The 13,349-nt window shown below is 67.8% G+C and carries 13 protein-coding genes; 3 read left to right on the top strand and 10 right to left on the bottom strand.

Translation table 11 applies throughout. From position 1 onward, the window contains the following. Positions 1-56: 56 nt before the first annotated feature. The 7 genes from ruvA to F792_RS0104245 form a co-directional block, all read right to left on the bottom strand. Entirely contained in the window at positions 57-665 is a 609-nt protein-coding gene (gene ruvA, locus F792_RS0104275) for a Holliday junction branch migration protein RuvA (protein WP_018168502.1), read from the bottom strand. Next, complete coding sequence (gene ruvC / locus F792_RS0104270; protein ID WP_026181986.1) at positions 662-1,177, bottom strand: crossover junction endodeoxyribonuclease RuvC; 516 nt, start codon at positions 1,175-1,177, stop codon at positions 662-664. Before ruvC ends, ruvA begins: the two co-directional genes overlap by 4 nt. 21 nt (positions 1,178-1,198) lie before the next feature. Further along, the gene (locus F792_RS0104265; protein WP_018168501.1) at positions 1,199-1,939 is read right to left on the bottom strand and encodes a YebC/PmpR family DNA-binding transcriptional regulator; all 741 of its coding nucleotides are present in this window, start codon (positions 1,937-1,939) and stop codon (positions 1,199-1,201) included. A gap of 402 nt (positions 1,940-2,341) precedes the next feature. Beyond that, complete coding sequence (locus tag F792_RS0104260; protein WP_018143889.1) at positions 2,342-2,971, bottom strand: triacylglycerol lipase; 630 nt, start codon at positions 2,969-2,971, stop codon at positions 2,342-2,344. 21 nt (positions 2,972-2,992) lie between these two features. Then, on the bottom strand, positions 2,993-4,777 hold the full coding sequence (gene aspS, locus F792_RS0104255; protein ID WP_018168500.1) for an aspartate--tRNA ligase: 1,785 nt from the start codon (positions 4,775-4,777) through the stop codon (positions 2,993-2,995). A gap of 101 nt (positions 4,778-4,878) precedes the next feature. Continuing rightward, entirely contained in the window at positions 4,879-5,529 is a 651-nt protein-coding gene (locus F792_RS0104250; RefSeq protein ID WP_018168499.1) for a DUF502 domain-containing protein, read from the bottom strand. A 3-nt stretch (positions 5,530-5,532) separates the two neighbouring features. Then, positions 5,533-5,850, bottom strand: coding sequence for an FmdB family zinc ribbon protein (locus tag F792_RS0104245; protein ID WP_018143892.1), 318 nt, complete (start codon positions 5,848-5,850; stop codon positions 5,533-5,535). A 425-nt stretch (positions 5,851-6,275) separates the two neighbouring features. Between F792_RS0104245 and F792_RS0104235 the strand changes: the two genes are divergently transcribed. From F792_RS0104235 to F792_RS0104225, 3 genes are read left to right on the top strand one after another with little or no spacing between them, the layout of a single operon-like run. Beyond that, on the top strand, positions 6,276-6,653 hold the full coding sequence (locus F792_RS0104235) for a DsrE family protein (protein WP_018143893.1): 378 nt from the start codon (positions 6,276-6,278) through the stop codon (positions 6,651-6,653). Positions 6,654-6,663: 10 nt separating this feature from the next. Continuing rightward, on the top strand, positions 6,664-7,518 hold the full coding sequence (locus F792_RS0104230; protein ID WP_018168497.1) for an SDR family NAD(P)-dependent oxidoreductase: 855 nt from the start codon (positions 6,664-6,666) through the stop codon (positions 7,516-7,518). Positions 7,519-7,537: 19 nt separating this feature from the next. Further along, positions 7,538-8,914: a nucleoside recognition domain-containing protein gene (locus tag F792_RS0104225; protein WP_018168496.1), complete on the top strand. Its 1,377-nt coding sequence runs from the start codon at positions 7,538-7,540 to the stop codon at positions 8,912-8,914. A gap of 46 nt (positions 8,915-8,960) precedes the next feature. Here F792_RS0104225 and F792_RS0104220 read toward each other — a convergent pair whose 3' ends face one another. The 3 genes from F792_RS0104220 to F792_RS0104210 are packed head-to-tail and all read right to left on the bottom strand — an operon-like array spanning position 8,961 to position 13,248. Beyond that, positions 8,961-12,752: a PAS domain-containing protein gene (locus F792_RS0104220; RefSeq protein WP_018168495.1), complete on the bottom strand. Its 3,792-nt coding sequence runs from the start codon at positions 12,750-12,752 to the stop codon at positions 8,961-8,963. Between the two features lie 28 nt (positions 12,753-12,780). Further along, on the bottom strand, positions 12,781-12,987 hold the full coding sequence (locus F792_RS0104215) for a hypothetical protein (protein WP_018143899.1): 207 nt from the start codon (positions 12,985-12,987) through the stop codon (positions 12,781-12,783). A 42-nt stretch (positions 12,988-13,029) separates the two neighbouring features. Continuing rightward, on the bottom strand, positions 13,030-13,248 hold the full coding sequence (locus tag F792_RS0104210) for a hypothetical protein (protein WP_018143900.1): 219 nt from the start codon (positions 13,246-13,248) through the stop codon (positions 13,030-13,032). Positions 13,249-13,349: the final 101 nt, after the last annotated feature.

Genomic DNA, 13,349 nt, shown 5'->3' with positions numbered 1-13,349 from the left:
CCCAGGGCGGACGACACCTCAAACGGCAGCCAGGGAGCCGCGCGGCTTGGTGTACGTTAGCGCTTGACGGTGGCGCGGAGGGCCAGGCGTACCAGGGTCTCCACCGAGTCCGCCTGGTCGCGTACGGCGGCGACCATCTTCTCGGCGCTGGCGCGTTGATAGCCCAACGACTCCAGCGCGGCCAGGGCCTCGGCTTCCATCGCGGCGGCGGGCGTCGGTTCGCTGCCGCCCGCTCCCCCGGCGGGCGCGCCGACAAACCCCATCTCGGCAAGGCGTTCGCCCAGTTCCAGCACGATGCGCTCGGCGGTACGCTTGCCGATACCCGGCACCTTGGCCAGGCCGGTGACATCGCCGCCGCTGATCAGGCCGGCCAGCTCGTCGCCAGCGTAGGTAGAAAGCATGGCAAGCGCCAGCTTCGCGCCGATGCCGTTCACACGGATCAGACGCCGGAACAGGTCGCGATCGCGCTTGTTCAGGAAGCCGAACAGCTGGTGGGCATCCTCGCGCACGACCAGATGGGTGGCCAGCACGACGGTCTCGCCCGGCTCCGGCAGGGCCGCCAGCGTGGACAAAGGGACGTCAACCTCGTAGCCAACCCCGCCGGCGTCGATCACGACGCCGTTAACCTCGCGGCTGATCAGCCGGCCTTCCAGCCGCGCGATCATGGACGGCCCCCGATCGAGCCGGAGGTGGCGGCCGCCAGACGCGCCTCGTGCTGCTGGGTGTGAGCGTGGCAAAGCGCGACGGCCAGGGCGTCGGCGGCATCGCTGCTGGCCGGTTCGGCCAGGCGTAGAAGTTGCTGCATCATGTGCTGGACCTGTTCCTTGTCCGCCCCGCCGATGCCGACCACGGCCAGCTTGATCGCACGCGGGGCGTATTCGTGTACCGCAAGGCCGGCCTGGGTGGCGGCGCAGATGGCCGCGCCCCGGGCATGTCCCAGCTTGATCGCGGACTGGGCATTGCGCGCGACGAACACCGATTCGATGGCCAGCACGTCGGGCTTCAGTTCATCGATCACCTCGACCACGCCGGCAAAGATCTCGCCCAGGCGCTCGGGGAAGCCCTTGGCCTTGGGCCGGATCACACCGTGCCCGCAGGAGCGGCCGCGGCTGCGATCATACTCGACGACCGCGAAGCCGGTGATCCGGGAACCGGGGTCGATCCCGAGGATGCGCACGCCGGTCACGTGGCGGCCGGATCAGTCACCGCTGACCTCGTCGGGGAAGTCGGCATTGGTGAAGACGTTCTGCACGTCATCCAGGTCGTCGAGCATGTCCAGCAGCTTGAGGATCGACTCGGCGGTCTCCGCGTCCAGTGGCGCGAGTGTCTCCGGGCGCCAGGTGACCTCGGCATCCTCCGGCTGGAGTTCGCGTTCCGCCAGCGCCGCGCGGACGTCCTGATAGGTATCGGGTTCGGTGATGACCTCGATGGAACCGTCATCCTCGACCTGGACGTCTTCGGCCCCGCCCTCCAGCGCGGCCTCCATCACCACCTCTTCGTCCAGCCCGGGGGCGAAGCGGATCACGCCCTTGTTCTGGAACAGATAGGCCACCGAGCCGTCGGTCCCCAGGTTGCCGCCCATCTTGGAGAAGGCGTGGCGCACCTCGGCGACCGTGCGGTTGCGATTGTCGGTCATGCAGTCGACCAGGATGGCCGCGCCGCCCGGACCGTAGCCCTCGTAGCGGATCTCCTCGACGTTGTCGCCGTCGCTCTCGCCCGCCCCGCGCTTGGCCGCGCGCTCGATGGTGTCGCGGGTCATGTTGGCGCCCAGCGCCTTGTCGATCGCCAGGCGCAGGCGCGGGTTGGTCTCCGGGTCCGAGCCGCCCTGGCGCGCAGCCACGGTGATCTCGCGGATCAGCTTGGTGAAGAGTTTGCCGCGCTTGGCGTCCTGGGCATTCTTGCGATGCTGGATGTTCGCCCACTTGCTGTGGCCTGCCATTCGGTCACGACTCCTTCGATTGGGTTCGGTTGCAGCGGCCCCGGGATTCCACCGAGCCGCAGGACCCGCACAGTCTAATCGCTGGCGCGGCGGTAATCACGGATGCCTACGCAGTACTCACCCACACCGCCTCTTCCCTCCCCCGTCATTGCGAGGAGCGCAGCGACGAAGCACAAAAGCAGCGAAGCTGCCTTGAACGGCCGCAGGCCGGCCCGAAGAAGGACGCGCAGCGCGTCACCAACCGCACAAGCCCCGTCATTGCGAGGCCCCGAAGGGGCCGTGGCAATCTCCTCACGGTGGCAGAGCGCTGGAGTCACGATCCGGTGGTTCCGGACGGAGATTGCTTCGTCGCTGCGCTCCTCGCAATGACGGGGGGCGGCGGTGGGGTCGGGCCGGCTGGGGTTATGGGAGGAACTCGCCCGTTTCCAGGAAATGGAGGGTCTCCTGGACCAGGAGACGGTTGACCAGCATGCCGAAGTGGGAGACCGGCATGGTGAGGTGGCGCGAGACCTCCGGGCCGCGAGTCTCGTCCACCGCGACCGTGCCATCGTGCGGATCCGGGAGCGGCGCGACCCAGGGCCCCGGCCCGAACGGCTTGCTGCCGGCGATCATGCCGACGTCGCGACCGCGCAGGACGGGACTGCCGCCGAGCAGGCCACGGTCCAGGGCGGCGCCCAGCCACCAGCGGCCAAGTCGGTTCTGCGCGAGGCGCGCGGCCACACGACTGCCCTGCAGCGGCGAACCCAGCATCACGATACGCCCAGGGCGCTGCACGGGCGCGACCTCGAACAGGTGGCGCACGATCACGCCGCCCAGGCTATGGGCAACCAGGTGCACGAGGTCGCCGGGGACATCCTCGAGAAACGCAGCCAGGGCTCGCGCGGCCTGCTCCGGCGTTTGCCGGCGCGAGGCATAGCGGAACCCGTGAACCTCGTGGCCGGCCGCGCGCAGACGGCGGCCCAGCAGGGCCATCTCCAGGCCCGGCATGTGCCAGCCATGGACCATGACCACACTGCTGCGCATGCCGGTCATGGCGTTCGGCCAGACAAGCGGTTACTCGGCCTGTTGCGTGGCGCTGGGACGCAGACGGATACCCAGCTCGCGCAGCTGCTTCTCGCCGACCGGCGCCGGGGCGTCGGTCAGCAGGCAGGCGGCGGTCTGGGTCTTGGGGAAGGCCATCACGTCGCGGATCGAGTGGGCACCGCTCATCAGCATCACCAGGCGGTCGAGACCAAAGGCCAGGCCGCCGTGCGGCGGGGCGCCGAAGTTCAGGGCATCCAGCAGGAAGCCGAACTTCTCGCGCGCCTCTTCCTCACCGATGCCCAGGGCCTCGAACGCGGCCTGCTGCATCTCGGGGTTGTGGATACGGATCGAGCCGCCGCCGACCTCGGTGCCGTTGAGCACCATGTCGTAGGCGCGGGACAGCGCCTCGCGCGGGTTGGCGCGCAGCGCCTCCGGACTGTCCACTGCCGGGGCGGTGAACGGGTGATGCAGGGCGTACAGGCGCTTGTCCTGGTCGTCGTACTCGAACATCGGGAAGTCGACCACCCACAGCGGCTGCCAGCCTGCCTCGACCAGCTTCAGGTCGTGGCCGATCTTCACGCGCAGGGCGCCGATCGCCTCGTTGACCACCGAGGCCTTGTCCGCGCCAAAGAAGATCAGGTCGCCGGCGGCGGCCGCGGTCTTCTCCAGGATCTGCCGGGTCACGTCCTCCGGCAGGAACTTGAGGATGGGCGACTGCAACCCGCCCGCGAGATCGGCCGGGTCGTTGACCTTGATGTAGGCCAGGCCCTTCGCGCCGTAGCGACCGACATACTCGGTGTAGACGTCGATCTCCTTGCGCGTCAGCTTGGCACCGCCCGGGATGCGCAGGGCGGCCACACGACCCTCGGGATCGTTCGCCGGGCCGTTGAAGACCTTGAACTCCACCGCCTGCATCACCTCGGTCAGCTCGGTGAACTCCAGCGGGATGCGCAGATCCGGCTTGTCGGAGCCAAAGCGGGCCATCGCCTCGGCATAGGCCATGCGCGGGAACGGATCCGGCAGCTCCACGCCCTGGACCTCGCGGAACAGGTGGCGAATCAGGCCCTCGGTCACCTCCATCACGTCCGCCTCGTCGACGAACGCCATCTCCATGTCCAGCTGGGTGAACTCCGGCTGGCGGTCGGCGCGCAGGTCCTCGTCACGGAAGCAGCGGGTGATCTGGTAGTAACGATCCATGCCGGACATCATCAGCAACTGCTTGAACAGCTGCGGCGACTGCGGCAGGGCGAAGAAGCTGCCCGGATGCGTGCGGCTGGGCACCAGGTAGTCACGCGCGCCTTCCGGCGTGGCCTTGGTCAGCATCGGGGTCTCGAGGTCGAGGAACTCGCGCTCCTCGAGGAAGCGGCGCATGGCCGCGGAGACCTGCGCGCGCAGGCGCAGGCGCTGCTGCATCAACGGGCGGCGCAGATCCATGTAGCGATAGCGCAGGCGGGTGTCCTCGCCGACGTCTTCGTCGTCCAGCGGGAATGGCGGGGTCTTGGCGGCGTTCAGCACCTCCAGCTCAAGCCCGAGGATCTCCACGGCGCCGGTGGGCAGGTCGGGATTCTCGGTGCCCTCGGGGCGCCGGCGCACGCGGCCGGTCATGCGGATCACGTACTCGGTACGCAGCTGCTCGGCGCGCGCGAAGACCTCCTCGCGGTCAGGGTCAAACACCACCTGGACCAGGCCCGCATGGTCGCGCAGGTCAACGAAGATCACCCCCCCGTGGTCCCGTCGGCGGTTCACCCAGCCGCAAAGGGTCACCTCCGAGTCGAGTTCGTTCTCGGTGACACGTCCACACAGATGAGTTCGCATTGCGCTGTTCCAGCCGAAGGGCACGCCCGCCAGGGGCCTGCACGGTGAGTCGGGAAAACGGGACGAACATGGCGTTCGCACCCGCGAAAAGGCCGGAAATCTTACGATTTGCCCTGCCCCTGCGCAACCGGCGCCGGCGCTTCTTCAGGGCTTCTCATCGGTGTCACGACCCCCATGGACATCACGAACTTGAGACCATCCTCCACCGTCATGTCCAGTTCGATGGCTTCCTCGCGCGGGACCATGATCACGAAGCCGGAGGTGGGATTGGGCGTGGTCGGCACGAAAACGGTGATGACGTCACGCTCGGTGCGGTCCTGCACCTCGCCGACGGCGACACCGGTCATGAACCCCACGGACCACAGGCCGCGGCGCGGGTACTCGATCAACATCACCTTGCGAAACGCCTGTCCACCATCGGACAGCACGGTCTCGGTGACCTGTTTGACGGCGCCGTAGATCGAACTGACCAGCGGGATTCGGCGGACGATCGATTCGCCCACCGACACCAGCTTGCGCCCAACGATATTGGCAACCACCACCCCGGTCACGAACACCACCACCACCGCCAGCACGATGCCGGCACCCGGGATGGAGAAGCCGAGAATCGCCTCCGGCCGCCAGGGCGGCGGCAGAAGGAGGATGGTGAAATCCAGCAGGTCGACCAGCAGCTTGATAATGAAGCCGGTGACGATCAGCGGCAGCCAGACCAGCAGCCCTGCAATCAGATAGCGGCGCAGGGAGACCAGCATTGATCAGGTGCCGGTCGCGGCGGTACCGGTCTTGGCGCTACCGGAAGATGCGGACTTTCCGGAGGCGTCCGACTTCGTTGAGCTACTGCCGCTGGAGCTGGTGGCCGAGCTGCTGCCCTCTTTCAGGTTGCGCTTGCCGTCCTTCTTGAAGTCGGTCTCGTACCAGCCGCCGCCGGCCAGACGGAAGCCGGCCGCGGACACCTGCTTGGTCAGGGCCTCGGCACCACACTCCGGGCAAATGGTGGCCGGCGGATCGGAGATCTTCTGCAGGATCTCGGAGACCTCGCCGCAATCCTTGCACTGGTATTCGTAAATGGGCATGACTGGAATCCTCGGAATGCATCCGCGAAAACACGGGTTGAGGCGTATTATGCGGCCGTTTTCGGGGAATGAAAGGCCTTCGCTCCCGACAATCCGTTTTCATAATCCAGAACGGTATTTCCCAGACACACGCAAGCAGCCGGCTCGCCTTGCACGCCGTCAAGGGCAGCCCGGCCGAAGGTCTGCGCAGAACCGGGATCTCCAGCGTCAGCCCCTTCCCGACCGGGGAGATCCCGGATCACCGCTACGCGGTGTCCGGGATGACGACAAGGCGGGAGCCGTTCCGGGCCATGCAGCCGATATCCGCCGCCACCGGGCGCGTATCTTGATGCTGCCCGGCCAATCCGCGCTGGGGTTTGCGCCGGGCGGCCGCAGCGCGGATCATTCACCCCCAACTCGACGATACGACCGCGCAAGGACCTGTCATGGCCGAAAAGATCGTGATCATGCTGCTGAACCTGGACCTGGACCGCCCTGGCACGCTGGGGGCGCCCTTCTTCCAGGCCACCGTCGCCGCCGCGATGGATCTCGAGGTGGAGATCTACTTCGCCGCCGGCACCACACGCCTGCTGCGTCAGGGCGTAGCGGAGACCATCTACCCCGGCGAGGCCAGGGAGAAGTCCGTCTACAGCTTCATGCAGGACGCCCACGAGGCCGGCTGCGCCTTCTACGCCTGCGCCGGAGCGATGAGCGAGAACGGCCTGACGCTGGACAACGCCGTGCCGGAACTGGACGGGATGCGCGGCGGCGGTGCCTTCATCGGCGAGGTCGTCGAGGACGGCGTCGCCACCCTGACCTACTGAGCGCGCCGCCGTGAGTGACACTGCTTCCCGCGCCGTCCTGATCACCGGCTGCTCCAGCGGCATCGGGGCCTGTACCGCACGCGTGCTGCGTGATCGCGGCTACCGCGTGTTCGCCACCGCCCGGCGCGGCGAGGATGTCGCCCGGCTGAAGAAGGACGGCTTCGAGGCCTTGCAGCTGGATCTGGACGACTCCGCCAGCATCCACAGCGCGGTCACCGAGATCCTGCACCGGACCGACGGCCATCTGTATGCCCTGTTCAACAACGGCGCCTACGGCCAGCCCGGCGCCGTGGAGGATCTGAACCGCGCCACGCTGCGCGCGCAGCTGGAGACCAACGTCCTCGGCTGGCTGGAACTGACCAACGCCGTCCTGCCCGCCATGCGCCGCGCCGGCGAAGGCCGCATCATCCAGAACAGCTCGGTCCTGGGCCTGGTCGCCCTGCGCCTGCGCGGGGCCTACGTGACCTCCAAATTCGCGATCGAGGGCATGAGCGACACCCTGCGCCAGGAACTCCACGGCACCGGCATCCATGTCGCCCTGATCGAGCCGGGGCCGATCCGCAGCGCGTTCCGCGCCAACGCGCTGAAGGCCTTTCGCTACCACGTCCAGCGCGAACACGGCCCCTGGCAGGAGACCTACCGCGCCGCCGAGGCCCGCATGGCGGACGCCGAGGCCGATGCACCGTTCACGCTGGGGCCCGAGGCCGTCGCGCGCTGTGTCGTGCACGCCCTGGAGGCCCGCCGCCCGCGGGTGCGCTATCACGTGACCTTCCCCACGCGGCTGTTCGCCTTCCTCAAGTGGCTGCTACCGGCCCGCGCGATGGATGCCGTGCTGCGCGGTGTATCACGCGGGGAGAACCGCTGACCGTGGCACACTGCACCGCATGAACCTGATCTTTCTCGCGCTGATCGTGATCGCCGTGGCGACGGCCGCGATCCGCGAGATCCGCTCTACCGATCCCGACGAACAACCGATGCAGGCCCTGTCCGAGGGCGCGATCGAGGCCGCCGGTTCCGCGGTGGAGCTGGCGCTGGGGCTGGTCGGGGTGATGGCCCTGTTCCTGGGCCTGATGAAGATCGCCGAGGCCGGTGGCCTGCTGACCGTACTGGCGCGGCTGCTGCGGCCACTGATGGTGCGCCTGTTCCCGTCGGTGCCGCCCGAACACCCGGCGATGGGCGCAATGATCCTGAATTTCTCCGCGAACATCCTGGGCCTGGGCAACGCCGCCACGCCGTTCGGCATCCGCGCGATGCAGGAGCTGGAGAAGCTTAACCCGCACCCGGGCACCGCGACCAACGCGATGGCGCTGTTCCTGGCGATCAACACCTCCAGCATCACGCTGCTGCCCACCGGCGTGATCGCCCTGCGCGCCTCGCTGGGTTCCGAGGCCCCGGCCGCGATCCTGCCGACCACGCTGTTCGCGACCCTGTTCGCGACCATCGCCGGCATCGCCAGCGCGCTGATCCTGCAGCGCTACTTCCTGCCACCACCGGCGACTCGCAGCATTGATCCGGACCAGACGTCCGCGGATGGCGCGAGCGAGCTGGACGACACCATGCGCGAGGCCGGCCGGGAGGCGACCGCCGAGCCGACCCAGGACGCCGACCCGACAGCGGACACGGCCAACCAGCAACCGATGAACATCGAGGTCCCCACCGAGGGCTATCCCGCGTGGGTCTCGCTGACCGTGCTGGCCGGAGTGCTCGCAATCATCCCGCTGACCATCCTCTACGGTCAGGCCATCGCCCCGTGGATCATCCCCGGGCTGGTGGTCGGCTTCCTGTCCTACGGCGTCATTCGCGGCGTACCGGTCTACGAGGTGTTCGTGGAGGGGGCGAAGGAGGGTTTCAATGTCGCGCTGCGCATCATCCCCTACCTGGTCGCGATCCTGGTCGCGGTGGGCATGCTGCGCGAGAGCGGGGCACTGGGGATGTTTGTCGGGCTGGTCGGGCCATTGACCACGCCGTTCGGCCTGCCGGCCGAGGCGCTGCCGATGGCGCTGCTGCGCCCGCTGTCCGGCTCCGGCGCCTACGGCATCATGGCCGGCATCATGCAGGATCCGGCCACCGGGCCGGACACGCATGTCGGCATCCTGGTCTCGACCCTGCAGGGCTCGACCGAGACCACCTTCTACGTGCTCGCCGTGTACTTTGGCGCCATCGGCATCAAGCGCGTGCGCCACACCCTGGCCGCCGCGCTGACGGCGGATGCCGTCGCGGTGATCGCGGCGGTGGCAATCGTCGGCTTCCTCTTCCTGTAGGGCGACGTGCGCGACGACGGCGTGCGCGACGCACTCCCTCGCGGGGTCAGCCGTCCGGGCGACTCGCGCGGCAGTGATCCAGCGCCCGCAGGAGGTCACTCGCACCGATCGGCTTGGTCAACAGGTCGTTGAAACCGGCCTGTTCGGCCCGCTGGCGCGTGGCATCCGTGGCATCGGCGGTCACCGCAATCACCGGGATCGAGGCCAGCTCCGGCTCGGCCCGCAACGCGCGCAGCACCTGAAACCCATCCATCACCGGCAGGTTCAGGTCCAGCAGGATCAGCTCGGGCGGATCCCGCAGGGCCATGTCGAGTCCCTCGGCGGCGGATTCCGCCATGCGGCAGTCGGCCGCGCCCTGCTGTTTGAGCATCTCGCGCATCAGACGCTGGTTGGCATCGTGGTCCTCAATGCAGAGCACGCGGCAGTCGCCCGGCGCGCCGGAGCCGCCGGGCAGTGCCGCATCGTCCCCGGTGCCGGACGGCATCCGGTCACGGGCCCGGGGCAGACGGAACCAGAAGGTACTGCCCTCTCCCGGCACGCTGTCGACCCCGATCTCGCCCCCCATCAGGTCGACCAGATTGCGGGTAACCGCAAGCCCGACACCGCTGCCCTCGATCCCTTGCTCCTCCGCCGCCAGCCGTTCGAACGGCTGGAACAACCGCCGGCACTGTTCCTCGGTCAGGCCCGGCCCGCTGTCACGCACAGCGATCCGCACATCAGCGTCCCCCACCTCGCCACTCACACGCACGCTTTCGCCGGGCCGGTTGTACTTGATCGCATTGGAGAGCAGGTTCAGGAGCACCTGCTTTAGCCGCCGCGGATCGGCCTGCAGCATCACGGTCGGCAGGGCGTCCGGCTCAAGCTCCACGCGACACTCGCGCGCCATGGGCTCCAGCAGGGACAGACACTCCTCCAGCACGGGCCCCGGCGCCACCGGTTCCGGCTCGACCCGCATGCGACCGGCCTCGATTCGGGCAAGATCCAGGATCTCGTTGATCAGGTCCAGCAGGTGCCGGCCCGCGCGCGTGATCTCCTCCAGATGGCCACGCTGGTGTCCATCCAGCGCCGGATCGCTCTCCAGCAACTGGGCAAAGCCGAGAACGGCATTCATCGGCGTGCGCAGTTCGTGGCTCATATTGGAAAGGAAGTCGGATTTGGCGCGGTTGGCCGCCTCGGCCGTCTCGCGGGCCCGATGGAGCTCCGAGCGACGGCGCAATTCGTCGGTAAAATCACTGAAGATGTTGAAGCCGTATTGCGGCTCCCCGCGGGCATCGCGCACCACGCCGATAGTGCTGGCCGTAATGAACACGGCCCCGTTGGCACAGCGCTGGGGCAGCTTGCCCGTCCAGGCCCCGCCCTCGGCGAGCACCTGGTCGATCTCCTGCTCCTCCTTTTTGTTCTCCGCCGGGATGATCCCCAGCTCGTGGAAATCCCGGCCCAGCAACTCATCCGAACGGTAGCCCAGCATCTCCAGAGCAGCCAGATTGACGTAGACGAAGCGGCCTTCGCGATCCACCACCTCGATCCCCTGTTCGGAGGCTTCGAAGATGCGCTGGAACAACGCCAGGTGTTCCTGCGCCTGGTGCAGCTCGGTGATGTCCTGCAAGCTTCCGCCGACGTGCGTCAATCGGCCGTCGCTATCGAAGCGCCCGCTCGCGATCATGTGGACAAAGCGGATGCGTCCACCGGGCAGCTCCACCCGGTGGTTGATCTCGTGGTACCGACTCTCGCCAACGCCAGCCAGGAAGTTCTCGACCCGATGGCGGTCCTCCGGGTGCACCAGGTTCAGGTAGTCGTCGCGTTCGAGCGGCGCGTCTTCGGCATCCAGCTCGAAGATCTCGCGGAGCACCCGGGACCAGGTGATCCGTCCATCAAGCGCATCCATCTCCCAGTTGCCGATACGCGCGAGCCGTTGCGACTCCAGCAGGCGGGTGGACAGGTCAGACAGCGCCAGCTCGGAATTCTTGCGCTTGGTGATGTCCTGCATCACGCCCAGCATGTACAGGATCTCGCCGTCCTGGCCACGCACCACGTCGCCGCGTTCCAGCAGCCAGTGTTCCGACCCGTCCGGCCAGATCACCCGGTGTTCCAGCTCGAGGTAGGAACCGCGGCGTAGACTGCTGGCTATGGCGGTGCGTACCCGGGCGCGATCATCGGGATGCACGGCGTCCAAGAAATTGGAGACCGTCGGCTCCAGCCCGCCCTCGGGACAGCCCAGAAGCGGCGGGATGCGCTCCGACCAGCCCAGCGCCTCGCGGTTCGGCGCCCACTCCCAGGTCCCCATGTTGGCGAAGATCTGGCTGGAGCGCAGGCGGTGCTCCTGATGCTTCACGTGGGTGATCTCGGTGCGAATCGACACGTACTGGTAGGGACGGCCGTTGCTTCCGAGATACGGGACGATGGTGGTCTCCACCCAGTACAGCGATCCACTGCGCGCCCGGTTGCACACCTCGCCCCGCCAGATTTGGCCGGCGGCAATGGTCTCCCACAAGTCGGCGTAGAACTCCGGCGGATGCTGCCCGGACTTGAGAATGCGGTGGTTGCGCCCCATCAGCTCGGACACGGCGTAGCCGCTCACCCGCGAGAACCGCTCGTTGGCGTAGATGATGTTGCCGGCGACATCGGCGATGCTGACCAAGGCGTGCTCGTTGACCGCCACGTGCTCGCGCTCGCGCTCGTAGAGCGCATCGCGATAGGACTGGCTGACCCCGTCAATCTGGCGCATCTGGCGCGCCCGCGCGGTGATCGCCGCCGCAACACGGGCCGGTTCCACCGGCTTCAGGAACACTCCGGCGACCCCCGGGTGCAGGGTCATCAGGTGGTTGACCCGACCCGGATCCTCGGTCAACAGCAGCAACGGGACCACACCCCCGGTATCCCGGGTTCGCAGCAGCGCGACAAAGGATTCCACCGGCTCTGCCAACCTCTGCAGATCGAGGACCACCACGTCCACTCGGGTTTCCTCCAGCTGCCGCCGGAGCGCCTCTGGGTCCGACGCGGTGGCCACGCCCAGACCAACGCCCGTCAGATACGGCTCGAGGCCGCCGTCTGTCGCATCATTCGTGACCAGAAGGACGCGATAGTCGGAGTCCACGATCAAGCCGCCAATCTGCATCAGCTGCTCGATCAGGGTGTCGGTGGCCAGCGGGTGGTCGAGGCAGCGCGCCACCCCTTGGCGCACGCATTCCAGACGCGCGCCGGGGCTCCAGCTGTGCACAACGGCCAGCACGGGAAGACCGCTGCCGAGCGCGACCCCCAAACCGGGCAGCCCGCCGCCATCCGCGGCCACGGCATCGGCGCACAGGACGACCGCGGAAAAGGGGTCATCGTCGGGGGCGGCATCGGAACCGGAGAAATCGGCCGCGCCACGGGTCACGCGAAAGCCCTGTTCGTCCAGCATGCGGGCGATTTCGTGACCGACCTCGCCACCGTCGTCGATCAGCCGTACCCGCGATCGCGCCGTGCAGCCGCCCAGCGGCTGCACGCGGGCCTGCGCCACGGGGCGCGCGCGTTGCCGGTAGGCCTCGAGGCTGGTGGCCAGGCGCCGGACCCCGGCGTGGATCAGGTCGCGATCCGGCCCGGCGGGGGCACGGCGGACACCGGCCACGGCCGCCCGCAACGAGTCGGCCACGCCGCGGATCAACCCAACATCGAAGATCTGGGCGGCCTGCGCCAAGCCCTGGGCCTCGCGGTACAGCGTGGTCAGCCGGTCGCCATCCTGCGCCGAACCGTCGAGGGCCCGGGACAGCCGCTCCAGTTCCGCGACCCGCTGGGCCAGGGATTCGAGAAACTCGCCCCGCAACCGTGCCAGCCCCGGCGATGCCGGGGCCGGCTTCACGGCCGTCGGTTGTAACGAATGCAACGGATCAGTTCGGGGGACCGCCCGGATTGATGTCCTTGTCCTTCACGATGAAGTAGACCCCGATGGCGGCCAGACCCATCCACATGAGCAGCGCGAACACCCCGAGGACCTCCCAGAGCGTCACGAAGAAAAACAGCATGATGGCGGCAGCACCAAGGAAGATATTGCCGATCACGAAATTGGACGGCCGGCGGGAATCATTGTCGGGCATGGACGGCTCCGGTACAGGCGCCTGGAGCGACGCCAGTGAACGCTACTGTTTCTTGTAGGGGGTAAAGTCGAATTCCCCGGCGGTCATGTCGTCCCACAGATCGCTCTGCAGTACGGCCAGCAGCTTGAACAGCTTGCGCAGTTCGGGGTCCTCCATGAAGCGCTGGTCCTCGCTGGCTTTCAGCACCTCGACCAGGGTGGCGCACTGCTCACGGCTGATTCCGAGGACATTCAGCCCGTTCTCTCCCATCTCGACATCCATCGAGCGACTCCTGTTCGGTTGAATGGGGTCGATTGTAGCCGCTCGCACACCGGCTGCGAAAACGCCGGACTCCGGCCACGTCATTGCGAGGAGCCGAGGGC

The organism is Thioalkalivibrio sp. ALMg9 (assembly GCF_000380625.1).
GTDB lineage: Bacteria > Pseudomonadota > Gammaproteobacteria > Ectothiorhodospirales > Ectothiorhodospiraceae > Thioalkalivibrio > Thioalkalivibrio versutus.
Note: the sequence above shows the minus strand (reverse complement) of the source record. Positions and strands in the feature narration are given on the sequence as shown.

Bases quoted from the DNA above. Each gene is read 5' to 3' on its own strand.
- ruvA (WP_018168502.1), bottom strand. From the start codon at position 665: ATGATCGCGCGGCTGGAAGGCCGGCTGATCAGCCGCGAGGTTAACGGC.
- F792_RS0104265 (WP_018168501.1), bottom strand. From the start codon at position 1,939: ATGGCAGGCCACAGCAAGTGGGCGAACATCCAGCATCGCAAGAATGCC.
- F792_RS0104260 (WP_018143889.1), bottom strand. From the start codon at position 2,971: ATGACCGGCATGCGCAGCAGTGTGGTCATGGTCCATGGCTGGCACATG.
- aspS (WP_018168500.1), bottom strand. From the start codon at position 4,777: ATGCGAACTCATCTGTGTGGACGTGTCACCGAGAACGAACTCGACTCG.
- F792_RS0104250 (WP_018168499.1), bottom strand. From the start codon at position 5,529: ATGCTGGTCTCCCTGCGCCGCTATCTGATTGCAGGGCTGCTGGTCTGG.
- F792_RS0104245 (WP_018143892.1), bottom strand. From the start codon at position 5,850: ATGCCCATTTACGAATACCAGTGCAAGGATTGCGGCGAGGTCTCCGAG.
- F792_RS0104235 (WP_018143893.1), top strand. From the start codon at position 6,276: ATGGCCGAAAAGATCGTGATCATGCTGCTGAACCTGGACCTGGACCGC.
- F792_RS0104225 (WP_018168496.1), top strand. From the start codon at position 7,538: ATGAACCTGATCTTTCTCGCGCTGATCGTGATCGCCGTGGCGACGGCC.
- F792_RS0104215 (WP_018143899.1), bottom strand. From the start codon at position 12,987: ATGCCCGACAATGATTCCCGCCGGCCGTCCAATTTCGTGATCGGCAAT.
- F792_RS0104210 (WP_018143900.1), bottom strand. From the start codon at position 13,248: ATGGATGTCGAGATGGGAGAGAACGGGCTGAATGTCCTCGGAATCAGC.